Origin of the sequence: Litorilituus lipolyticus (assembly GCF_006439335.1) — a bacterium.
In the GTDB taxonomy this organism is placed as follows: Bacteria; Pseudomonadota; Gammaproteobacteria; order Enterobacterales; family Alteromonadaceae; genus Colwellia; species Colwellia lipolytica.
On sequence record NZ_SAWY01000018.1, the window covers coordinates 37,499 to 61,725 of the forward strand.

The 24,227-nt window shown below is 35.3% G+C and carries 22 protein-coding genes and 1 riboswitch; of the genes, 9 read left to right on the plus strand and 13 right to left on the minus strand.

The window, feature by feature from the left end; all coding sequences use genetic code 11:
• Positions 1 to 224: 224 nt before the first annotated feature.
• A complete protein-coding gene (locus EPA86_RS07805; RefSeq protein WP_140602874.1) occupies positions 225 to 419 on the plus strand; it encodes a hypothetical protein in 195 nt (64 codons plus the stop codon).
• Positions 420 to 449: 30 nt separating this feature from the next.
• Here the strand turns inward: EPA86_RS07805 and EPA86_RS07810 are convergent, their stop codons facing one another.
• From EPA86_RS07810 to EPA86_RS07840, 7 genes are all read right to left on the minus strand, one after another.
• A complete protein-coding gene (locus EPA86_RS07810) occupies positions 450 to 1,478 on the minus strand; it encodes a hypothetical protein (RefSeq protein WP_140602875.1) in 1,029 nt (342 codons plus the stop codon).
• On the minus strand, positions 1,471 to 3,456 hold the full coding sequence (locus EPA86_RS07815; protein WP_140602876.1) for a DUF2779 domain-containing protein: 1,986 nt from the start codon (positions 3,454 to 3,456) through the stop codon (positions 1,471 to 1,473). Before EPA86_RS07815 ends, EPA86_RS07810 begins: the two co-directional genes overlap by 8 nt.
• Positions 3,457 to 3,532: 76 nt before the next feature.
• A complete protein-coding gene (locus EPA86_RS07820) occupies positions 3,533 to 4,702 on the minus strand; it encodes a WYL domain-containing protein (protein ID WP_140602877.1) in 1,170 nt (389 codons plus the stop codon).
• Positions 4,695 to 5,015, minus strand: coding sequence for a hypothetical protein (locus tag EPA86_RS07825; RefSeq protein ID WP_140602878.1), 321 nt, complete (start codon positions 5,013 to 5,015; stop codon positions 4,695 to 4,697). The genes EPA86_RS07820 and EPA86_RS07825 overlap by 8 nt, the downstream gene beginning before the upstream one ends.
• Positions 5,016 to 5,098: 83 nt before the next feature.
• Complete coding sequence (locus EPA86_RS07830) at positions 5,099 to 5,404, minus strand: hypothetical protein (RefSeq protein WP_140602879.1); 306 nt, start codon at positions 5,402 to 5,404, stop codon at positions 5,099 to 5,101.
• Positions 5,405 to 5,413: 9 nt separating this feature from the next.
• Complete coding sequence (locus EPA86_RS07835) at positions 5,414 to 6,127, minus strand: MazG nucleotide pyrophosphohydrolase domain-containing protein (RefSeq protein WP_140602880.1); 714 nt, start codon at positions 6,125 to 6,127, stop codon at positions 5,414 to 5,416.
• 44 nt (positions 6,128 to 6,171) lie between these two features.
• Positions 6,172 to 6,735 (minus strand): hypothetical protein, encoded by a 564-nt coding sequence (locus EPA86_RS07840; RefSeq protein WP_140602881.1) that lies wholly within the window; start codon positions 6,733 to 6,735, stop codon positions 6,172 to 6,174.
• Positions 6,736 to 6,899: 164 nt separating this feature from the next.
• On the opposite strand from EPA86_RS07840, the gene sbcB reads away from it, so the two are divergent.
• Complete coding sequence (sbcB, locus tag EPA86_RS07845) at positions 6,900 to 8,351, plus strand: exodeoxyribonuclease I (protein ID WP_140602882.1); 1,452 nt, start codon at positions 6,900 to 6,902, stop codon at positions 8,349 to 8,351.
• A 502-nt stretch (positions 8,352 to 8,853) separates the two neighbouring features.
• Here the strand turns inward: sbcB and EPA86_RS07850 are convergent.
• Positions 8,854 to 9,717 carry an NAD(P)-dependent oxidoreductase gene (locus EPA86_RS07850; protein WP_140602883.1) on the minus strand — a complete coding sequence of 288 codons (864 nt, stop codon included), beginning with the start codon at positions 9,715 to 9,717 and terminating at the stop codon, positions 8,854 to 8,856.
• A 147-nt stretch (positions 9,718 to 9,864) separates the two neighbouring features.
• Here EPA86_RS07850 and EPA86_RS07855 point away from each other — a divergent pair, with 147 nt between their 5' ends.
• Entirely contained in the window at positions 9,865 to 10,350 is a 486-nt protein-coding gene (locus EPA86_RS07855) for a glutathione peroxidase (protein ID WP_140602884.1), read from the plus strand.
• A 76-nt stretch (positions 10,351 to 10,426) separates the two neighbouring features.
• On the opposite strand, the gene lysC is transcribed toward EPA86_RS07855, so the two are convergent.
• Both lysC and EPA86_RS07865 read right to left on the minus strand, forming a co-directional pair.
• Complete coding sequence (gene lysC / locus EPA86_RS07860) at positions 10,427 to 11,800, minus strand: lysine-sensitive aspartokinase 3 (RefSeq protein ID WP_140602885.1); 1,374 nt, start codon at positions 11,798 to 11,800, stop codon at positions 10,427 to 10,429.
• 115 nt (positions 11,801 to 11,915) lie between these two features.
• A riboswitch (Lysine riboswitch) is annotated at positions 11,916 to 12,121 on the minus strand.
• A gap of 140 nt (positions 12,122 to 12,261) precedes the next feature.
• Positions 12,262 to 12,717 (minus strand): DUF4124 domain-containing protein, encoded by a 456-nt coding sequence (locus EPA86_RS07865; protein ID WP_140602886.1) that lies wholly within the window; start codon positions 12,715 to 12,717, stop codon positions 12,262 to 12,264.
• A 417-nt stretch (positions 12,718 to 13,134) separates the two neighbouring features.
• Here EPA86_RS07865 and EPA86_RS07870 point away from each other — a divergent pair, with 417 nt between their 5' ends.
• Positions 13,135 to 13,716, plus strand: coding sequence for an ElyC/SanA/YdcF family protein (locus EPA86_RS07870; protein ID WP_246058307.1), 582 nt, complete (start codon positions 13,135 to 13,137; stop codon positions 13,714 to 13,716).
• 24 nt (positions 13,717 to 13,740) lie between these two features.
• Here EPA86_RS07870 and EPA86_RS07875 read toward each other — a convergent pair whose 3' ends face one another.
• A complete protein-coding gene (locus tag EPA86_RS07875) occupies positions 13,741 to 14,499 on the minus strand; it encodes a Nif3-like dinuclear metal center hexameric protein (protein WP_140602888.1) in 759 nt (252 codons plus the stop codon).
• A gap of 308 nt (positions 14,500 to 14,807) precedes the next feature.
• Between EPA86_RS07875 and EPA86_RS07880 the strand changes: the two genes are divergently transcribed.
• On the plus strand, positions 14,808 to 17,393 hold the full coding sequence (locus tag EPA86_RS07880; protein ID WP_140602889.1) for a TonB-dependent receptor plug domain-containing protein: 2,586 nt from the start codon (positions 14,808 to 14,810) through the stop codon (positions 17,391 to 17,393).
• 48 nt (positions 17,394 to 17,441) lie between these two features.
• Here EPA86_RS07880 and EPA86_RS07885 read toward each other — a convergent pair whose 3' ends face one another.
• Positions 17,442 to 18,206, minus strand: a complete 765-nt coding sequence (locus EPA86_RS07885; protein WP_140602890.1) for a class I SAM-dependent methyltransferase — start codon at positions 18,204 to 18,206, stop codon at positions 17,442 to 17,444.
• Positions 18,207 to 18,311: 105 nt separating this feature from the next.
• Here EPA86_RS07885 and gloB point away from each other — a divergent pair, with 105 nt between their 5' ends.
• Both gloB and EPA86_RS07895 read left to right on the plus strand, forming a co-directional pair.
• Positions 18,312 to 19,109 (plus strand): hydroxyacylglutathione hydrolase, encoded by a 798-nt coding sequence (gloB, locus tag EPA86_RS07890; protein WP_140602891.1) that lies wholly within the window; start codon positions 18,312 to 18,314, stop codon positions 19,107 to 19,109.
• Between the two features lie 136 nt (positions 19,110 to 19,245).
• Positions 19,246 to 20,883 (plus strand): lytic transglycosylase, encoded by a 1,638-nt coding sequence (locus tag EPA86_RS07895; RefSeq protein WP_140602892.1) that lies wholly within the window; start codon positions 19,246 to 19,248, stop codon positions 20,881 to 20,883.
• A 25-nt stretch (positions 20,884 to 20,908) separates the two neighbouring features.
• On the opposite strand, the gene EPA86_RS07900 is transcribed toward EPA86_RS07895, so the two are convergent.
• A complete protein-coding gene (locus EPA86_RS07900) occupies positions 20,909 to 21,469 on the minus strand; it encodes a hypothetical protein (RefSeq protein WP_140602893.1) in 561 nt (186 codons plus the stop codon).
• Positions 21,470 to 21,574: 105 nt separating this feature from the next.
• Between EPA86_RS07900 and EPA86_RS07905 the strand changes: the two genes are divergently transcribed.
• A complete protein-coding gene (locus EPA86_RS07905; RefSeq protein WP_140602894.1) occupies positions 21,575 to 22,375 on the plus strand; it encodes a Crp/Fnr family transcriptional regulator in 801 nt (266 codons plus the stop codon).
• Positions 22,376 to 22,793: 418 nt separating this feature from the next.
• Positions 22,794 to 24,218, plus strand: a complete 1,425-nt coding sequence (gene ccoN / locus EPA86_RS07910) for a cytochrome-c oxidase, cbb3-type subunit I (protein ID WP_140602895.1) — start codon at positions 22,794 to 22,796, stop codon at positions 24,216 to 24,218.
• The last annotated feature ends 9 nt before the right edge of the window (positions 24,219 to 24,227 follow it).

Below are 24,227 nucleotides of genomic sequence, written 5' to 3' on the forward strand. Positions count from 1 at the left end.
GACGTTATAACATCAAACCAATGAACTCTACGTCTATTTTTTGGTGCAGTAATAATGTGTAATGCCGCAAATATAGCAGTAGTAGTAATAGTTTTATTGGAACAATCTTTCAAAGTTCTCACCTTAAATAATGAATTGTAAGTACAAATAGCCTAACGAATAACTGAGACATTAAGTGTCTTTAACAAAGATTAAACTAATGCTTTTAAACTGGAGAATTAGCTATGAATAGAGTTCAACTACGTAATAACAAAGGTAACTTAATTGGGTGGATTGAAACAGTACACGGTGGTCGAAAACAAATTAGAGATAGCAGAGGCACATTGCTTGGCTGGTATGACGCTGATAGTGACAAAACGACCTGTGCAAAAACAGGTCGTTGGATTGGTATGGGTGAGCAATTAACAGCTTTGTTATAACTTAACTGTTATATAACAGAATCAAAACTGTTATGCGTTTTCTTTGGAAGCTCTTATATTTTGATAATAAGTTGAAGCTCCAGCCTTTGTTAAGCCTACAACCTCCTGAAATAAAGGTAAAATATATTTCCTAGACTTGTCCTCACTTTGCTCATAAAGCGCTTCAGCTTGTTCTTTTTTAGTCTGTTTTTTAATGTACTTGTTTGGATTAACGTTTACATTAATATTTGAAGATTTAGCATATTGAGGGAAATCATATCCAATCATAAATAGGGCAGCTTCAATTTGCCTTATATCGTCAAAATGGGTTGAATGTTCAACCTTTTTGAAAGCAGAGTATAAAATCCAGTTCGCCTGAACATTAGAAATAGCGTGTTTCTTTTGATTATTTCCCCACTTAGAAAAAAGATAGCCTTTTTCTTTTATTGACGGATTTCTACAGGATTCTCCTTGAGCATCTGCTATGGAAAAACTCAACTCAAGTGGTACATTTGAGAACCCTTCTTGAACACAATACTTGGTTACAAGAAATGCTAAAGCAGCTGCAACTCTTGAATCATATATAATGAATGTATCAGGAGACATAAAAGCATATATTTTAGTGAATCCAGCATTCATTCTGTATTTTTCACCAAACTCAGTAAAACACGGTGATTCTGAATTTAGTACCTTTAAGGCTTCATCTAAATTAGCTTTAACATTCTGGGACGTCCCAAGTTTATTAAGCCATTGGGAGTTATTAGTATATAAAGACAGACCTTTATTTCCAGCCCCCCACTCTAAGGTATCCAAGCAAGCTTTATAAAATAAATCAGAATTGGCGTTCGAATTAGTAAACCCATCTACAAGCAAGTCAATTTTGTCACTATTTGCATTGTAACCCTCATTATTCCAATGATATTTTTCAAAACCTTCATATAAAGTGCTAAAGACAAATTTCTTATTCTTTTTTCTGTCTATATATGTATGATCTATTTCAGAGTCACCATTAATTACTTTCGATAAATAAACAATAAACCCATTTACAACAGGGCTATTCAAATAACTTGTTCTATTCATTAATCATTTCCTTCCATCCAAGATACAACAGCACCATTGCCCACGTATCAGTTTCGCAATAACACAACAGTGCCTTCTCCAATTCTTCACGTTCATAGTCACTCATGTGAGTAAACTGTAGCCTTGCATAAGCAGTTAACGCTAAACCACCATTATTTAATTCATCGCCCTCTGACAGCAATTCAACATCATGGTTTGAAATATCAGTAAACATTTTTGGTAAATGTTTGTACGGGTCTTTTACTTTACCTTGCTCATCAACTTCAATCCAAACTTTATCTTTAAAGTTCAAGCTGTTAATTGAACCAGTACTTACATTACTCCCATAAATAGGCTTGCTATATTTGTCTTGTAGATACTGAGAGCTATTTAAAATGGCTGGTAATACATACTTAATAGAGTTTGAACCATTCGTTGCAGGGTCGTAGTAGTATTTTTTTACCAGCTCTAACATATCCACCATACAACGCTCACCATGCCAATTTTCTTTACTGCTATGAGTAGAACGAGTGATAGTTTTGATAAACTCACAAAGCTTTTCCTTATCTAACTCATTTGAGTCATTCAATTGCCTATAAATCATATTTAAGTATGAGTTCTCATGAGAGGAGTACATAAATATGGTGCCCTGATCATTTTCAAGTTGGGATTTTAATGCCCGTACAAATTCAAAATTAGGAAACTCACCTTTAGCGGTATTTAAAAATTCGCCAGCATGTTCAACATGTCCATCAGCATTAACTATATGATGTGAAAATTGAAAGGCAATGCCTTCATAAGGACTCATTCCTTTATAAAAAGGAATCGCAACCGCGCTGGTTTCAAAGTCAATAAAATGCAATGGAAATGTCCAACTACCCATTTCTGATTGCATGCTTTCAGCATCAAAATAGATGCTCTTATCATTATTTTGCTCTTTTTCAACTTGTAACCATTGGCGCTCTTTTGGCGCTAGTGCAGCATTTTTTGTTTCTACTTCACCAATATGTTCAGGTTCAACATCAATAAGCTTAATAACACCTTGCTCTATACATTTATCAGCACCTCTAAAGTTCCAAATATCCAGCACCGTTTTATCATTGAAGTCTTTATCTGACCAACGTAACTGCTCTTGCCAACAAGACTTAACACCACTTAACTTACCTTGCTGTTCGTCTTCTACAGAGCATCTAAACTCACAGGTTTTACATTTTTTCCCTATAACAGGTGAGATTTTTTTATCTTCTTGATAGTGCTTGGCTAATGCAGTGATATTGTCTTTAAATGAATGTGCAGGCATGCCTGTATGTAATTCGGTTTCATAAACAAGCTCAACGACTTTATCTACATTAATTTTAGTAAGTAACTTACTTGAAAGATCTTTAGCATCAAGGCTAGAAGATACTGTAATGCCTTTTCTATTATGCTCATCTTTTTCTAAAATGAATTTTTGATTTAAACCATCTGTTACACAAGTAGCCGATTTATCAACGAGCATTAAATAACTGCTTACGGATGATTTTGGAAAGGCATTCTTTAAAACATGCTTTTGAAAGGCGACATCATATATATATGCTTTCCACGTTGAGTCCACTTTACCTTTTGTATTAATAAAATCGTTATTTTTTTGTCTTGAATAAGATTTTGCTTTCACTTCAATCAACTCAAAGTGATTGCCCTTTTTAACTAAAATATCAACACGAATAAACAAATTATTAAATCGAATAGCTGGTTCAAAAATAACAACTTCTTCAAGCTTTAATAACTCTAATGTTTGCTTTTCAGCTTGACTATAATCAAGTGTAGTAATATCAAAGCCATTAGGATAATACTGCTTGGCTAATTCACCTACTTGATGGCCGCCATCAGCAAGAGCTGCCAAAAATGGGTCGTCAAGCATAGTGTTTGGGTATTCATTTTTTCCTGTGTAATAAAGCTTAGTTGGGCATTCAGTTGCCATTTTAAATCGAGATTTAGTTAAGTAACGTGGTTTATTCATTTGTACATCCTTTTAAAAAAGTATTCAGGAATAATTATTCCTAACAACCAAGACAGCATTTGTCTCAACCTTAACGCTACTTCTTATCGTTTATTTGATTGAGCTTTTTTAAATTACCCGTTTGCTCATGAGGACTTTTACTAATTACAGGTACACTCTCAAAATCATCTGAATACAATTTCCATAGGTTTTCTGATCTACGTTTCATTTCATCTCTAAGAAAGTCTGGCTTAATAACCTCCATAGAATCACCAAACCCACATAAAAAGTTAGCTATAGCGAATGGATCAGGTTTCCCTCTCTTTGACTCAGAAAAATGATCAGGTACTTTAATGGTTGCTCTAATTAACCAAGAATCACCTGATTCATACTCAGCCTCTTTGAAATTATGGCCAAACCTTACGCTTTTAAAATAGTCTTTTACACTGACGTTTACTCTTGCTTCAAACTTATAATTTTTTTCATAAGTGTTGTAGTCAATATGTTCAAATGAATAATCAGAAGATTTTTCAATATCTTTCAATCGAGCAACTTCAAATGTTTTTACAGAATTTAATTCATGTACAAATGCTAAAACCATTACTTTGTGATTGATATATTGAATTTTTTGCAATGATAAAGAAACGGTATTAGGTACTAGTTCTTTATGCAAAGTTTCATAATTTGCACGAATAACATATTGTTTATTTAAAGCATCGTAAGTTTTATCCCAGTCTTTCTCATTTCCTAAGACAATTTTAGGGTTTGGGGCAACTTCAAACCCTGAAGGATGAAATTGCAATTTTTTCTGCCAAAATTTACTCACATGCAAATCATCGTTTGCCTCATCCATATCCGCTTCAAGACTTGCTATAATACTTGGCGGAAGAAACTCTTTTAGGTATTCGTCGACAAATTGAAACGCAATTGCCCTTGCCATCAACCTATCTTCTGATATTTCTTCACGACCAAGAGCTACATTTTTTAGGGAACTACTTGTCCAGTAGTAATACGCTTGTTGCCCCCTTCCTCTGGGTTTTTCTTCGACTAAGATCTGTGAGCCCGTTTCAAAATCAGTTCCAATTTCTTCAATCAAGCGACGAACTTCTCGTCTAATTTCTTTTTTAAAGTCAGCCACTTCCAAATGATTATCTTCGCGGACAAAACATGGATGTTCGATAATTTGGGCAATAGTAATTTTATTTTCTTGTCCTACTTCAATAATCTTTTTTATCGCATCATGATAGCAAGCGTAGGTTCTAGGCATTTTGCTCTCCGTTGTTTTCAAATGTCTTCATGGCTGAACATTTCGCCGATTTTTCTGTTAAAAGCTTATGTACTCGTGCGTAAGTGATTATAGATAAGACTATACCTATGCCACTGCCTAGTGCAGAACATAAATAAGTCAGCATGAACTCATCACTCATGACAAAAACTTTGATATAAAGCATATTCGATAAGGATATAAACCAAGCTAGTGAAAAAGCACCAATACAATTTTTATCACGAACCAACTGAGAGTTTATGCCAAGTAGATAAACTGTTAATAATGAACCGAAAAATACTGTTAAATATTCCATATCAACCTCAACGATAATAAGTTATAAATGCATTGTAAACACCAACTGAGACAATATCTGTCTCAAAATTATATCCGTTAGCTTTAATGTGTTAATTCATTATTAAATAAAAAAGATTGAAGTTGAGTTATTTCATTGAAGATTATGCCAAGTTCATCATATTCAAAATCATCAGCTTTTTTCATTAAATTGAGTATCACTTCTAATACGCCATTGGTTAACTCCTGCACAATATAATATTCACGTTCATTTAATTGATATGATGTGTTACTGAGCTTATTAGTAATAACTATAATTTCTGCATAAATAGACTTATCGTGCCACATAGTTGGTGCTGCCCATAAACTTAATGTGTTTATGGCTTTTGAATAATTTAAAGTACTTCTCATGTACTCCTCCTATTTCAATTTACTGTTATTTACATGGCGATTTCTGTCACGTTTATTCTTTTTATTCATATTTTCATTAAATGCTTCATCTAAATTGATACCAAGCTGATTAGCTAAACAAATAACGATAAACAATACGTCAGTGAGTTCATCACTTATGGCGGCTTTGATACACTTAGGTTGCTCACCTTTTTTAAAGCTTTGCTCGCCAAATTCTCGACCTATTAATCTAGCAAGCTCTCCAACTTCCTCGATTAAATTAGATAAGTTAGTTAACTCACTAAAGTAACGAATACCCGTTGTGTTGATCCAATCATCTATTTCTTGCTGAAGTTGCTTTAATCGAGATGATCTACATTCACCACTATCTAAATCGTCTGGGTACAAATTATCATGTTGATGTAAATAAATTACGTCGCATTCTTGGCTTATAATGTTTTCAAATTGATGGACAAAATAATCAAAACATTGATTTGGAGAACCTTCACAGACCAACGTTTTGACTATTTCGTTATCTTGACTTACCACTAATGCTTGATACTTACAGTGTTGAAAGTTTATTTCAGATGAAATTGTAGGTGCTGTTGAGCAATGAGTAATTACTAATGTGTATGAACCGAGTGCACTTTTGAGTACGCCCGTTGTCGCTAATAGTAAGTTTGCCTCTTTTTGATAAGAAGCTTTAATTCGATGTAAAAAGTAATCTTCAGTTATGTTTTTCATAAGAGCCTTTAATACTAAGTTAATTAAGATCAGTATAAAGTTAGCTAAGACAGATCTTGTCTTAGCTTTCTAAAGTATCTAAATCGATCTGTACAATAGAGTTGCTCTGATAATAGGGGCAAATTATTTTCTAGCTCATATAAACGAACTAAATCATGGAAGTAATCAATATTATATTCGCTAGGAGGGAATGAATTACGCCTTGTTTTTAACAGCATTTCATCGGTTATTGCATATACATAAAATTCATATTCAGCAATTGAACCAAGCCGTTTAAATTTATTAGGCAAATTAGCAATATGTGACTCTACTATTGACTTTGTTTTACCTTCTATAAAGAAACCTATGTGGTTTTGCTCTAGTTCAAATCTTAGGTTACTTAACTTGCTCGGCAAGTTATGTTTTATTTCATAAAGTTCAACAGCAGCCATCCAAGTAAGGTACTCGAATTGTCCCCAGTTATTCTTATCTAAAACATTAAGGTGTTGTACAATAACTTTATATAAATACCTTTCATATTCTTCTTTATTACGAATTTCTTTACCGTCTGCCCTTTGACAAAAATATACTACTTTTGCTGTTTTAGCAGCTGCCATCGTAATATTCATGATATTGCTCCATACAGAAACCAAGTATTAGTTGCCCATTATCCTTCAGCAAAAGACATTAATTGCCTTTGTTAAATAATGTTAACTTTAAAATGATTTAAGCTTTGGATATTGCTAATATTTACCCCTATATAAATGGTTATAATAAACAACGGAAAATAAACTTGAGCCAAAACATACAAACAATTTTGTGGCACGATTATGAAACCTGGGGTGTATCACCTAAATTTGATAAACCGTCGCAATTTGCAGGTATTCGAACTGACTTGGATTTAAACATTATCGGTGAACCTGAAATGTTTTATTGTCAGCCTCCTAAAGATTACTTACCTCACCCAGAGGCTTGTATTATTACAGGCATAACACCGCAAAAAGCTCAAAATCATGGATTAACAGAAGCGCAATTCGCCGCTCGCATACACAACTTATTTAGCCAACCAAATACCTGTGTAGCTGGATACAATAATATCCGTTTCGATGATGAAGTTACACGATACCTCTTTTATCGAAACTTCTATGATCCTTATGCAAGGGAGTGGCAACATAGCAACAGTAGATGGGATATCATCGATATGGTTCGTGCTTGTTATGCACTAAGGCCTGAAGGAATAAACTGGCCTACAGTCGTTAATGAAGAAACAGGTGAAGAACGTATTAGTTTTAGACTTGAATTATTAACAGCAGCTAATGGCATTGCACATGAGGCTGCACATGATGCTATGAGTGATGTGTATGCCACTATTGCTATGGCTAAGTTAATTAAAGAGAAACAACCTAAACTCTACGAGTTTATTTTTAACCTGCGTAATAAGAAACAAGTTGCTGAATTATTAAATGTTGCAGAAATGACTCCCGTTGTACATACCTCATCAAAAATATCAGCAGAGCATGGTTGTACTAGTTGGTTTTCACCCGTTAGTTATCATCCAGTAAATAAAAACGCAGTAATATGTGTTGATCTTGCAAAAGATCTAAGCCCGTTGTTTGAATTAACTACTGATGAACTTAAAACTAGGCTTTATACTCGATATGATGATTTAGCGCCAGATGAGCTACCTGTTCCTATTAAACTAATACATATTAACAAGTGTCCTATAGTGGCACCCGCAAAGACGTTATTACCTGAAAATGCTGAAAGATTAGCGATTCCAAGAGAACATTGTCTCGATAATCTAGCTTTATTAAAAAAGCATTCTGAATTACGAGAAAAACTCAGCGATATTTTTATTTCATCACCTTTTGAAGATGACAATAAAGTTGATGCTGAACATGCACTTTATGGCGGGAAGTTTTTCAGCCATAGTGATAAAGCGCAAATGGAAATCCTACATTCATTGACTCCTGAGCAACTTGCTTCTCATCCCTTTACGTTCGAAGATGATCGTTTATCAACACTTCTGTTTAGGTTTAGAGCTAGAAATTACCCGCATACTTTATCAAGTGATGAGCAGCATACATGGCAACAATATTGTCAAAATAAAATAATGTATGGAGGAAAAGGACAATTAAGTGCAGATGAATTTATGATGAAAGTTGAGAACCTAGCTCATGAGCATGAAGAAAATAAAGAGAAAATTGCTATTTTAAAATCACTCTACGAATATTTACAAACTTAACGCTTACCAAGATCTAATTATGTTAGCTTGCTAAATAAATTTGCAAGCTAACTCTCTACAATTAACTATTATTAACCAGAAGATTTGCACGTTTTACGTCGTATATTCGATCCCGTTTTTCTTTTTTCTTTAGAGCACGCTTTTTCCTGCTTTTCTACATTTGTTATTTTCTCACTACTTTCTGGTGAAGTGCTTGAACAAGCAGTTAATGTAAATAAACTAATTGATAGAATTATAATTGAAATGAATTTCATAGATTCCCTTCTCATACTATTGTGGTTAGTGAATTTAATAGCAACATCGTGCCATTGGTTAACATAAAGTTAACACAAAAATAACAACACTAGCAATATCAATAATGAGAATCATTAGCAAAAATATTGTGGAAGAAAACTATTTTTAATAACAGCAAGTGTTTGAACTGTACGCTAAACTAGTCTTGGATAAATATAGCCTCATAAGATCTGTATGAGGCTTTACACATAATGACAAGTCGTAAAGACTATTTTTTAAAACGTGCAATCAAACTGGAAGTGTCCCAACGGTTACCACCATTATCCTGAATCTCTTTATAAAAACCATCGACCATTTTAGCAACAGGTAACTCAACTCCATTTTTTTCAGCTTCGTCAAAGGCAATAGACAAATCTTTTCTCATCCAATCGACTGCAAAACCGAAATCATACTCACCTGCAAACATTGTTTTATAACGATTTTCCATTTGCCAAGATCCAGCAGCACCTTTAGAAATTGTCTCAACGAGTGCATCAGGATCTAAACCGACTTTTTCTGCAAAACTAAACCCTTCAGCTAACCCTTGAACTACACCAGCAATACATATTTGGTTTACCATTTTAGCTAACTGACCTGCTCCTACTTTTCCCATTAGCTGGCTAAATTTAGCGTAAGCAGCCATAACAGGCTTTACTTTATCAAAAATATCTTGTTCACCCCCCGCCATTACTGTTAGTACACCATTTTCAGCACCAGCTTGTCCGCCAGAAACAGGGGCATCCATAAAGTATTTACTCTGCAACTTAGCAATAGATTCTATTTCTTTAGCCAGTTCAGCTGATGCAGTCGTGTGATCGACTAGTATACTCCCTTCTGGAAGTCCTGCTAAAATACCCTGCTCACCAAGAGTTACCTCTCTAACATCATCATCATTACCCACGCAACAAAAAACAATATCACAATTTTGTGAAGCTTCCTTTGGCGTCAATGCTTTACTACCACCAAATTCATTTTGCCAAGCATTGGCTTTTGCAGAGTTTCTGTTAAATACACAGACATCTAATCCAGATTTAACGAGGTGACCAGCCATTGGATAACCCATTACCCCTAAACCAATAAACGCGACTTTCATTATTTAAAACCTTATCAAGCATGAGAATATTGTTTAAGTGTACTTAACTTTTGGTATATGCTCTAGAGATAACCACAGTAACTAAAATATTTTACAGTGACTGTTGAGCGTTTCCAGCCTCAGATACAAAGACAATAAGGAAAACATGTGAGTAATATTTATCAATTCAATGCGATTAATTACCGAGATGAAGAAATTCAACTAAAAGATTTCCAAGACCAAGTATTACTTATCGTCAATACGGCAAGCGAGTGTGGCTTTACTCCGCAATATGAAGGGCTACAAAAGTTATTTGAGCAATATAACAGTCAAGGCTTTAGTGTATTGGCATTTCCATGTAACCAATTCAAACAGCAAGAAAAAGGTAGTAATCAGGAAATTAAACAATTTTGTGATTTGCATTTTAATATCTCATTTCCATTATTTGCTAAAGTAGACGTAAATGGTAATAACACTCACCCACTCTATGAGTATATGAAAGAACATGCGCCCGGCATTTTGGGCTCAAAAAGTGTTAAGTGGAATTTTACCAAGTTTTTAGTTAATAAAAATGGGGAGGTCGTGAAGAGGTTTGCTCCTACAACTAAGCCTGAAAGTATTTCAAGCGCTATTGAAGCTTTACTTGATGAATAATTAACTTATAGATATTAAAAAAGCCAATAACTACATTTATTGGCTTTTTTATTATAAGTTCTTTAATCAAGATTATTTATGCAAACAAGGTATTATGTAATTTCTCTACAACGCCGTTAGCGTCGCGTTCACTCACCAAGAAACATAAATTATTACTGCTTGCCCCATGGCAAATTAAACGAATATTAGTTTCATTTATCGTTTCAAATATGGTTTGTCCGATCCCTTTTGCGCAATTTAAGCCATTACCTATCACAGCTACTAAAGACAAGCCATGTTCAACGGTAACTTCACATAATTGCTCTAATTCTTCAACAACACTGGTGGTAATTAATGCTTGAGTACTTCCGCTTGGATTATCAAAAGTTAGCGCAACGCTAATTTCACTGGTAGTAACCAAATCCACACTTAGCTCATACTTGGCTAATATAGAGAAAACTTGAGCAAGGAAACCACTGGCGTGTAACATCGCAGGGCTTTTCACGGTAACTAATGTTTGCTCTCTTCTAAGAGCAATGGAACGATAAGTTGGAGTTGATTCAACTTGCTTTTTAATTTGTGTACCACCTTTTTCAGGTTCCTTACTAGAACCAACAAAAACAGGAATATTACAACGCATAGCCGGAATTAAAGTCGCTGGATGTAGGATTTTAGCACCAAAGGTTGCCATTTCAGCCGCTTCACCAAAACTGATTTCTTTTATTGCTTTAGCTTGCGAAGTAATTCTAGGATCAGTTGTAAAGATGCCAACTACATCTGTCCAAATTGCAAGACGTTCACTGTCAAGGGCTTCTGCCAATAGTGCAGCACTGTAATCAGAGCCACCACGACCTAATGTGGTCGTATTACCTAAACCATCTTCTCCAATAAATCCTTGGGTAACAATAACCTTATCGGTTAATTTAGGTAATAATAATGATTGGCTAGATTGCTTTAATTGTTGTTCATCTACTACAGCCTTGCCATAAAGGCTATTCGTTTTCATCACTTGCTGAACATTAAAGTATTCGCCCGCAACATCAATACTTCTTAGAACTTGAGCAAAAATTCGTGAGCTAAACTGCTCACCAAAAGACAAAATTGCATCCGCATTTTTAGCGCTATATTGATTCGATTGTGATAAGGCAATATTTGCTAATTCATCAAGCAATTCATGAATACTCAGGTTTAAACTTTGCTCAATTTCTGTTGGAAAATTTTGAGTAATATTAAGTTGAATAGAAGCAATACTAGCAATAATACTTTCTTGCTCTTCTTGTGGCACATTTTCTTGTCCTAAACGAACAAGGTGATTAGTTACACCAGCACTAGCAGAAACGACTACAAGGCGAACACTTGGATCATTCTTGATGATATTTGCACAACGTAGCATAGCAGTGTAATCAGCAACGCTGGTACCACCAAATTTTGCTACAGTTAGCGATGGTAAAGATAGGTTATTCGAATTCAAAAAAATTTCTCCCAATTAACATATACTTTGCTTATTCTTTTTAGCTAAAGTATTGGAAGAGCATGACTGAGCAGTTTGATGAGCTAACCTGATATGAAACAGATATGAAACTTTTTCAGCCAGAAGCTCTCCACCTTTTGTTATAAAAACAATTACGTCAGGTGACAGCCCTAAGGATTCAACCTTAGTGACCGAACATGATATGCCACACATACCTATGTCCTCGGCGATAGTCTCCCTCAATAACGCTTATTAGAATGTGGTTCCAAATACCATAAGATATGACGTTATTTACCTAGCTATCGCACCTCTTCTGGTGCAAATTAATAATAAAGGTACTCTTTATTATTAATAGCGGCGTTATTTAACCTTATTTATGTCAAAAAATCAATAGCCTTTTAGACGTCTATTAATAATAAATGTTGCATGGTCATTTTTTAATGAACTTTATCTCAACTTATTTATTTACAGATTCGTTTAATAGTTTTTTCTAAATCTTTAATTTTTTGGTTTCGCTCTTCATCAGATATATATGTTTGTTTGCCATCGGCATCAACATTGACTATACGCCCAATATTCTTCAAGGTATTTAAGTCACTTTTATAGCTATTACAAACTTCTTTCTTCTTGGCATTTTGTACATTGAGCTTTTCTTGTGCCTCACGATTCACTTCTTTGCTTTTATTATATTCTTCCTGCCATTTATCGGCACGGGTCGAATCAAAATTATTATTGTTACTTTTTACTTCTACTTCATTGCTCTCAGCATTAGGGTTAGGTTTGTCGCTATAGTGAACAACACCATGCTTATCAACCCATTTATATACCCTAGCGTCTTTATATTCCTTAGCAGTTAACGACAAAGGCACTAATGTCAAAGTGACAAGTATTGAAGAATAAATTAATAGTGATTTCATAATAATTCCGTTTTTGAAAAAACAAGGCTAAAAATAATAGTCATGTGCGCTGAAATAAATAAAGTAAAAGTAAGCATTTATATCATAGCACTACTTTCTACTCTTTATATTTGTTTAATATTGCTCATATTTACTTATTTTGTATACCTTTACAAGTAAAAAACAACTGCTTCATTAGGGAATTATTGTTATAGTGATTTTTACAAATTTCCACGTAATATCAAAAGCCTTATGTTAGATGTATTTCTTTTAAAGAAAATATTAACTGTTTTACTGATGCCAATTAATATTGTGATCATTCTATTGCTCACAGGATTAATATTTAAAAAATGTAAAGCAAAATTTAGTACAAACAACATAAAAATAGCTGTAATTTTACTCGTTATTTGTTCATTAGCGCCTATATCAGATCGACTAATGCATACATTGGAGTCAACTCACCCAACCTACAGTAAAACAACTAAACAAATTGATTATATCGTGGTGCTAGGATGTAGGCACACATCATCAAGTTTTATGCCAGCAACAAGTGAACTTGCCACCTGCTCTTTACAAAGAACAGTTGAAGCATTCAGACTTTTTAAACTTCACCCTGAGGCAAGAATGATAACATCGGGACACGCATTTAATGATAAAGTCAGTAATGCGGCAAAAGTAAAAGAGGCACTAGTTTTACTTGGTGTCCCTGAGCAAAAAATAATACAAGAAAATTTCGCGAAAGATACTGAAGAAGAAGCTCAATTAATTGCACCTAGAATACAAGAAACTTCAGCTATTTTAGTTACAAACGCAAGTCATATGCCTAGAGCGATTAATTACTTTAATAGTCAAAATGTATATCCAATTGCGGCACCTACTGGCTTTTGGGTAAAAAATCTAACTGGCGATAAGGGCTGGCGTCATTACTTTCCTAGTACTCTTAAATTACAACAAACCTCTATTGCTTGGTATGAGTATTTAGGGTTAACCGTTCAATGGTTAAAAGCACTTTTTGCATAAGTGCTTTTAACAGTTTTTTTCAATTTATACTGGGTTATTTATATCTATAAATTTCACATCAATGCCAAATTTCTCATGAATAACTTCACCCAAAGCCTTAACGCCATAACGCTCTGTAGCATGGTGACCTGCTGCAAAAAAATGAACATTCATTTCATGGGCAATATGGGTAGTCTGCTCTGACACCTCACCCGTAATAAAAGCATCAATTCCTTGTTCTGCAGCTAGTTCTACGTAACCTTGCCCCCCACCACTACACCAAGCAACGGTTTTAATCACTTTGTTACTTGAAGGTGAAATATGCAAACATTGACGATGAAGTTTTGTATTCAATAGATTAGCCAATTCACTTCCTGTTAGCGCTTCTTCAAAATGGCCTTGCATTGCAACACTAACAGGATTCCCAAGCTCTAAAGGAGATGTTCCACTTATCCCTAATAACCTTGCTAGTTGTGCGTTATTGCCAACCTCTGGGTGAATATCTAACGGTAAATGGTATGCAAACAAATTTATATCGTTCATTAAAAGCGATTTAATTCGTTCATGCTTCATACCACGAATAACATAAGACTCATTTTTCCAAAAATAACCATGATGGACCAAAATTGCATCTGCATTTTCTTCAATTGCTTTATCAATTAATGCCTTTGAAGCGGTCACTCCTGTAACAATTTTATTAATTTCTGTCTTACCTTGTACTTGCAGGCCATTAGGAGCGAAGTCTTTTATTAGTTCTGGTTTTAAAAACTCCGTTAAAAACTGCTCTAGCTTTAATGATTTCATGTTCATTCTATTCACTTCAAATAACTGGATGATACTTCAACCTATCATTTAATTGTAGAAATATTAATAATGATTAAGCTATCCATCACTAACAAACAAATAAAGCATATTGAATACTAAATACTTTATCCGCCGCATATTTCGTTACTTTTTGCAAATATTTATTTGTTCCATGTTATAAAAGTTTTTGCTATAACTTTCATGCCTTGAATTTATATCGCAGCATCAGGCAGTTATCTAAATAACTTATTGGTTAGATAAATCTAGGTACAAAAAAACAATAAACATAATGATATAGGAAATATTCAATGAAAAATGTTAGAAGGAATAAGTCTTTACTCGCTCTAAGTATCACCACAGCGCTTTTCGCAACAAATAGCTTTGTCGCAAATGCTGCTGAAGATGTAGAGCGAATTGAAATTACGGGATCACATATTAAACGCACCAATATGGAAGGTCCTTCACCAGTAACAAGCCTTTCACAAGAAGATATTCAAAAAACAGGGGTAACTGACTTAATCAGTTTATTTACTAAGCTACCTATCTCTGGGCAAGGAACGTTTTCTACTCAAGCAAACAGTAGTGATGATACGGCTAATGGTGGCTCATCAGTTTCATTGCGCGGCCTTGGGGCAGACTCTACGTTAATTCTGATTAATGGTCGAAGAGTATCAGTATCCCCCTTCGCAAAAGGCATAGACACAGCATTTGTTGACATAAATAACATCCCACTTTCTGCGATTAAACGGGTTGATATTTTGAAAGATGGTGCTTCAGCCACTTATGGTTCAGATGCTGTAGCCGGTGTTATTAATGTTGTATTAAGAGATGATGTTGATGGCGCTGAAATTTCTGCAAAAATTGGTGATACTGCTGACGGTGGCGGTGAAGAACAAAGCTTAAACTTAGTTTTTGGTAATAACACTGATAATACTAATCACACATTCGTATTAGAGTACTTTAATCGTGAAGAAGTGATGTACTCAGATAGAAGCTATTCCGCTACCGCAAACCAAGCAGCTAGAACAGGTGATCCTAACGCAACAGATTTCAGAAGTTCTGCAGGTATTCCAGGAACAATTGCTTTAGCTTCTGATCCTTCAAACAGACGTATTGATCTATATGGCAATGATATTTGTGCTCCAGAAGATCAAGATTTAGCCAATAACTTATGTCGTTATGATTATGCACCGCATATGACCATGATCCCAGCTGCAGAGCGTTTTAGTTGGAATTACATGGGTAAATATGAAATAAATGATACGATTAGAGCTTTTGCCGAATTAAATGGTCAGAACTCTAAATCTACTGTCAGAGGCGCTGGTAGCCCGAGTTTCAATGAATTATACATGAGCGGCGATAACATTAATCACCCTTTCGCTAACATGCCAGATGACGAGTTTTACATGCAAGACCTAACAATGCGTCGTAGAACCGTTGATATTGGTAATCGTGAAAAACGTGTTGATTCTGACTACTATCGCGCTATTTTAGGCTTACAAGGTGAATTTAAAGATTGGAGTTGGGAAGCTGCTTATAGTTATATTAAAAGTAGCTCTGTTGAGCGTGGCGTAAATGGTTTCCCTAATTCACGTAGAACACAAGAAGCCATTGATAGTGGTTTATGGGACCCGTTTGAACCATCAAGCAATTCACAAGAAGCATTAGATTTTATTGAAACCACTACGACACGTGTTGGTAAATCAACAATGAAATCTTTCGACTTTAAAGTCTCTGGTGCTCTAATGGATATGCCTCATGGTGAATTAATGCTAGCGCTTGGTACAGAATATCGCGAAGAGTCAATTAGTGATAACCCTGATGACCAATTCCTTCGTGGTGAAGTGTTTGGTACAGAAGCAACTCAAGCCAACGGCTCTCGTGAAAACTTTGCTATGTTTGGTGAATTGGCTATTCCTGTTATTGATAATTTAGAAGTACAAATCGCTGTTCGTCATGAAGAATATAGTGATTTTGGCACAACCACAGATCCTAAAATCTCATTTTTATGGGCTCCTACTGAAGATTTAAGCCTACGTGGTTCCTACGGTACAGCGTTTAGAGCGCCATCTCTTCACCAGTTAGGTTTAGGCCGTACTGACGAGTCTCCAAATTTGGTAGATACTTTGCGTTGTGAAGCTATTGGCAATCAAGATAGAGCTTGTGAACCTCAAGAATACACAGCCGTTTTTGAAGGTAACCCTAACTTAGGCCCTGAAGAGTCAGAAAGTTATAACTTAGGTGTTATTTATAACATTACTGATGATTTAAATTTCTCAGTTGATTATTATAACTATGACATTACCGACATTATTGATTCTGACACTCAATTTGTAATGGATAATTACGGCCTAGACCAAACTATTGTTGAACGTCGCCCTACTTCAATTCCAGGTGACCCAGGTGAAGTAATCCAAGTAAATGACAGCTTCCAAAATATTGGTGATTTGCAAACTTCTGGTATCGACTTAGATATTAGGTACGCTTTAGATACAGAATCTGGCATGTTTAAGTTTGGTTATGTAATGAACTACGTGCTTAGTTTTGAAGACTACAAAGGTACTGAAGAAGGTGGATTTGAGCAACCTCAAATGCGCTGGACAACTTCGGTTGATTGGACCTTAAATGACTTTAGTGCAACAGCTGCCTTAAACTATATTGATTCATTTGAGCAAGAAGCTTCTTTGAAGCTTAACAAAAAAGTTGACTCAATGATGACACTTGATGCTTCTATTAATTACTTCGGTATTGAGAACACAGTGTTGACTATAGGTGCAACCAACTTAACGAATGAAAAGCCACCATTTGCATATCATGACTTTATGGGCTTTGCAGTAAATGTTCATAGCGGTCAGGGTCGATTTGCTTACTTACAAGCTAAATATAAGTTCTAATTTTAACTTGTACTAACTTTATTGTTATAAAAGCCGCTTTAGCGGCTTTTATTTTGTCTGTCGTTTAACTACTTTCCGCTCAGGAACTGGCATACTTGGCGCTTTCACAGGGTTGAACTCTGTACGAATTTTCCATTTAGGTTTAATCGGTGTTAATGGTAAAACCCTTTTTTTAGCGACAATGACATATACAGAACCAAGAGAGGTTAAACACTTTTCAGCAAAATTTTGCCAATACTTTGCCACAACGTTATCATTTAATTGTCCAACTAAAACACTGTGAATGCATCGCTGATCCGCTAAAATTTCAAAACCCATTAGATGTAACCAATCTTTTACCCGTACAGGATGAAAAAAACGCTCATTCCAAGGCATTGATTTTCTACGATAAGGTATAAGTTTATTTAACCCCGCTAAGCTTAGCGGATTAAAGCCAGTAATGACTAGATAGCCATTTGGAATCAATACCCGATTCGCTTCACGGATAACATGATGTGGATCTAATGAAAATTCTAAAGCATGACTCAACAAACAAACATCGACGCTATGCTCTTGTAGTGGTAAATCATCGATATCAGCAACAATATCACCACCACCTATTTTCGTTGTACAACTAAAATGGTTACTTATTTTACATTCTGAAGTATTAACTTGCTTACTTAACGCGCCAATTTTTGCTAAATGATAACCAAAGAACTTCTGCCACCACGGCTGCAATTGCTCTTCAATGGCCGCTAAGATAATATCCCCATTAGGTAACTGCTCCCATGAGTTTGGGTAATGAGGTTGACGAAACGCTAAAGCGGGTTTCATTTATAGTTAACTCCATAAAAAAGTAGATAAAAGTTAGCGGCTTGAACTAACACCTAAAATAACTTTTATAATTAAGTATATATCTAGAAGAGATTAGTTTTCCATATGAAAAAATTGCAATATGACATTCTGCCAATTAAAGCATTCAATGATAATTATATCTGGCTTATTAAATCCCATAAAAGCCAAAGTGTTACTTTAGTTGATCCTGGTGATGCAGAGGTTTGCATTGATTATATAGAGAAGAACAATTTATCTCTTAATACTATTTTAATCACCCATCATCATAATGACCATATAGGTGGAGTCAATAAATTAAAGGACTACTGTCAACAACATGGTTGGCCACTTACTGTACACGGGCCAGCTAAAGATAATATTGATTGTTTAACAAATCACGTTATCGAAAATGATAACATCGCTATCTCAGATTGCTCATTAGCACTTAAAGTTATTGAATTACCCGGCCATACTCACGGTCATATTGCGTATGTTGGAGAAAATGAAGTTTTTTGTGGTGATACCTTATTTTCTGGTGGATGTGGACGTATTTTCGAAGGAACACCTTCTCAAATGTTCACTTCTTTAAATAAGCTGACAGCGTTACCACCATCAACCAAAGTTTATTGCGCTCATGAATATACATTGGCTAATTTAACTTTTGCTTTAGCAACCAACAGTTCAAATAGTCAATTAATCAAATACTTTGAACAGGCTAAATCACTTCGCGAGAAAAATATCGCCACTATACCAACCACTATTGAACTTGAGTTACTTATCAACCCTTTTTTAAGATGTGATGACAGTGAAATCATACAATCAGTTGAAGCCTATTCAGATAAAGTACTCTCATCAACTGAAGCCGTATTTACCGAATTACGATCTTGGAAAGACAAGTTTTAACACTAAAGCATTTATGCTATGGTGCGTTATTCATTTTTAACCAAATTAGTATCAGTACTCGCTTTGCTAATACAAGTCGTTAAAAATTAATTTAATCTTCCCGTTATAAAAAGCATTTACGAATTGTTGGTTTTTCATGAAACATTATTTATTACCCGCGTTGTTATTAGTTAGCGGCTGTCAAAGCACTTTAAACACTGAAGACACACAACAGGAAAAGAGTCAGAACATCGAGGCTGCAAGTGTCGAAGAAATCAACTATGCCCTGCTTCACGATGAAAGTATTGATGTGTACCACCCTGTGGCCGATGTTGACTTCTCATTAAAAAAAGATGCAATCACTCGTCATGATGACATATGGCAAAGAATCAGAGATCAACTTCAATTTGATATTCCTGAAAATAAACGAGTTAAAGCACAAAGAGACTGGTATGTTAAACATCCTAACTACCTAAAGCGCGTAGCTAAAAGAGCTGAACCCTTTCTTTTTTATATTGTTGAAGAATTAGAAAAAAACAATATGCCCATTGAAATGGCACTTTTACCCGTCGTAGAAAGTGCTTTTGATCCCTTTGCATATTCCCATGGCCGAGCATCGGGTATGTGGCAGTTTGTCCCAGGTACAGGTAAACGCTTTGGTATGAAGCAAAACTGGTGGTATGACGGGCGAAGAGACGTAGTTGCCTCAACTCAAGGGGCGATCGCCTATTTAAAATATTTACATAAATATTTTAAAGGTGATTGGATGTTAGCACTGGCCGCATATAACTCAGGTGAAGGCCGTGTAAGCAGAGCAGTAAAGAAAAATCGTAAAAATAATAAGCCAACTGATTTTTGGTCACTGAAACTCCCTAAAGAGACGAAAGCTTATGTGCCAAAATTGTTAGCCTTAGCTGATATTGTTAAGCGTCCTCAAGAGTTTGAACTGAATTTATATCAAATAGACAACAAAGCAGTAATTAGCCAAGTTGATATAAAGTCTCAACTTGATTTAGCTAAAGCAGCACAGCTTGCCGACTTGTCTTTAACTGAATTACAACGACTAAACCCTGGTTTTAACCGATGGGCAACAGATCCTGATGGCCCTCATCACTTATTATTACCAAATCAAAAGATTGAAAAGTTTGAACAAGAGCTGGCTAAACTCAGTCAATCTGATCGTCTAGCATGGCAACGATACAAAATTAAAAATGGCGATAATTTAGGTGCGATTGCCAAACAATTTCATACCAGTATTTCATTGATTAAAGAAGTAAATAATGTAAAAGGAACTCAAATAAGGGCTGGAAAATACTTATTGATTCCTGTTGCAGCAAAATCTCTTGATAATTACATTTTGTCTTATGATCAACGAATAGCTAAAAAGCAAAGTAGACCTCAGCAAGGAACTAAAGTTATCCATACTGTTGTATCGGGCGATAACCTTTGGGATATCGGTCAAAAGTATAGTGTAAATAGTAAAAGCATTGCTAAATGGAATGGATTTGCGCCTCGAGATACCTTAAAGCTAGGACAAAAGCTCGTAATTTGGCAAAAACCGAAAACAACGGTAGCTAATGTTAAATATAATAAATCGAGTAATGTTCAAACTGAGCAAGCCATCATGAGAAACATTACTTACAAAGTAAGACGTGGTGACTCATTTGCTAGAATAGCTGATAAATTCAACGTAAGAATTGCTGATATTGAGCGCTGGAACAATTTAAATCGTAAAAAGTATCTACAACCAGGTCAACGATTGAAGCTTTCAGTAGACGTGACTAACAATATCTAATAACCCCGTTTGAATATTGGGCTATTCACCTTCTCTGGCCAGTAAAATCAATAAACATCTTTTGTTTTTGCTGGCCATTACCGTCATCCTTGTACTCAACAATTAACCACATACGCCAAACCATAGTTTCTTCAGTACAATTTGCTAGTAAGCTTTCTGCTTGATATTGCAAAACGTTCTCAATATTCTCTTTTGCAATGTGATTTTTTTCTGAAACCACGTTTGTAAATTCTGTAACAGAAAAGCTTAAAGGCACCTGCCCCATAAACATATCACGGCCTTCTAGGTAAGCTGAGACATGAGCAACGTTTACAAGGTTTTCACCAGACAACGTTAATAAGACCTTAAAAGGCATTTCTGCCATGATATTATCAACAGTTGAATTAGCCACTTTATCGTTATTGTTGTGGTTCTTTTGTTGCGCGAATTCGACTTTCACTTGAAGTAACTCACTATCAACAATACATTGCGATTGACTACTTATACATTGGTAGTCGATTGCAGTATCTTGCTGTTTAGATAAATTAACAGGCTGACAAGCACACAATGCAAAAAAGGAAAATGTGATAAAAATACGTTTTAACATGAAAATCCACTATTTAATTAAGATAAGTTTGATCTGCTTAAAATAACGTCTGTTGTAATCGATTTAAACTGGTTATCGTTCATTCGAAAAAAAAGATTATCTCATATGACAACAGGAAATAAATTAGCTAATAAAGTAGTTTACCAGCAAGGATTAGGTCAACACCATACTATTGCTTGCGAAAACTGCTCTATGAATGCGATATGCCAACCAGTAGAGGCTGATGGTCAAATACTAGATTTATCGAAAAACTATTTAAGTAAACAAATTCCTGTTAGCGCTCAAAATAGTGAACTTCCTCATAATCATACTCAAATTAAAAATAGCACTCTATTTAAAGAGCAAACACCGTTAACTTCGATATATGCGGTATGTTCAGGTGTCTTTAAGTTATGTGTTACTAGCAAAGATGGTTATGAAAAAGTTGTCGGTTTACGTTACCCTGGGGAGCTCATTGGAGAAGATGCTTTATTTTTAGAGCGTTATAACTATAGCGCGATTGCTATTGGACAAAGTTCTGTTTGTGAGGTCTCTGTTGAGCAGTTTTCTTCATGTGGGAAACTGGTACCAGAACTACAGCAAAACTTAATTCAACTGTTAAGCAAACAAAGCTATGTAAGACAAACAAATTTTCAATCATTTATCGGAAAAAAATCCGCGGATAGCTTATTAGCCGCCTTTTTAATCAATGTCACTAAGCGAAATGAAGCCTATTCAGGTAGCAGTAGCCAATTAAACCTAATTGTCAGCCGCAATGACGTTGCAAACTTTTTAGGTTTAAGAAGAGAAACGCTCAGCAGAGTTTTTGCTAAATTTCAAAAAGAAGAGCTAATAAAAATCGAAGGAAAAATTATTCACTTATTAAAGAAAGAATTATTATGTGATTTAGCGAATTTTCATAGCTAAATCACCTTTAAATCACACCAAATATCATTTCAACATTAATCTTAAAAGATGGAAGTTGTAACTAACTTGCTGATTTCGAGTTATTAGTCTAATCTTGATTGAAATTATCTGTATATTTTCAAATAATTTTTATATCAACCTTGCTGAATGTATTAACCACATTAGCTTTAGGGCAATTATATTAACCTTGATCTAAATCAAATTTAAACAGAATCAGCTATTGATTTAGATCATACTCAAAGGGTAAAATTGCTTTGAAATGACACATTTAGCAACATTTATGTGACATAAATCACCGTCAATAGACGGCATCAATAGAAATAGTTCAAATTTTGTCCTGATGTAAATGAAGTTTACTTGTTTGCAACGCTAAAAATTTATTATTTCAAACTAATAATAACACTGCGGAATCCATAACATGACTCAAAGTAATACGTCAGCAGTAGACTACAACTTCGATGTTGTACGTCAATTTACTGTGATGACTGTAATCTGGGGGATCGTTGGTACATTTGTAGGTGTACTTATCGCGGCTCAATTAATTTGGCCTGCGCTTAACTTTGATACACCTTGGTTAACCTACTCCCGTCTTCGTCCACTACATACCAATGCTGTAATTTTCGCATTTGGTACAAGTGCTCTTTTTGCTACCTCATACTACGTTGTACAACGCACCTGTCAAACAGCCTTATTTGGCGGTAAGTTAGCTGCTTTTACTTTTTGGGGCTGGCAAGCAGTTATCCTATCAGCAGCAATCTCTTTACCGTTAGGTTACACAACGTCAAAAGAGTATGCTGAGCTAGAGTGGCCTATCGATTTATTGATTACTGTTGTTTGGGTTGCCTATGCAGTAGTTTTCTTTGGTACACTTATCAAGCGTAAAACTTCACACATTTATGTTGCTAACTGGTTCTTCGGTGGTTTTATCATTACCGTTGCGGTATTACACCTTGGTAACTCAATGGCTATTCCATTATCGGCAATGAAATCATACTCACTCTATTCAGGTGCTATTGATGCAATGATGCAGTGGTGGTATGGACATAACGCCGTTGGTTTCTTATTAACCGCTGGTTTCTTAGGTATGATGTATTACTTCGTACCGAAACAAGCAGAACGTCCAGTTTACTCTTATCGTTTATCAATCGTTCACTTCTGGGCACTTGTTTCACTTTATATCTGGGCTGGTCCTCACCATTTACATTACACAGCACTTCCTGACTGGGCACAATCAGTGGGTATGGTAATGTCAGTTGTATTATTCCTACCTTCATGGGGTGGTATGATCAATGGTATTATGACGCTTTCAGGTGCATGGCATAAACTTCGCCACGATCCAATTCTTCGTTTCTTAATTGTTTCATTATCTTTCTATGGTATGTCTACCTTTGAAGGTCCAATGATGGCCATTAAATCAGTAAATGCCTTATCACATTACACTGACTGGACTGTTGGTCACGTTCATTCAGGTGCTTTAGGTTGGGTTGCGATGGTTTCAATTGGTGCAATGTACCACTTAATTCCTATCTTATTTAACCAAGGCCGTATGTATAGTATTCGCCTTATTAACATTCATTTCTGGATGCACACTGCTGGTATCGTTCTTTATATCGTAGCAATGTGGATTTCAGGTGTAATGCAAGGCTTAATGTGGCGTGCGGTTAACTCTGACGGTACATTAACTTATAGTTTTGTTGAAAGTTTAACGGCATCTTATCCGTTCTACTTCATCCGTTTCTTAGGTGGTGTTCTTGTTGTAGCTGGTTTTGTATTAATGGCTTACAACATGTTTAAAACAATTGGTGCAAAAGACGGTAGTCTTAAGCCAGTAGATGCAGCTTAAGGAGACAGC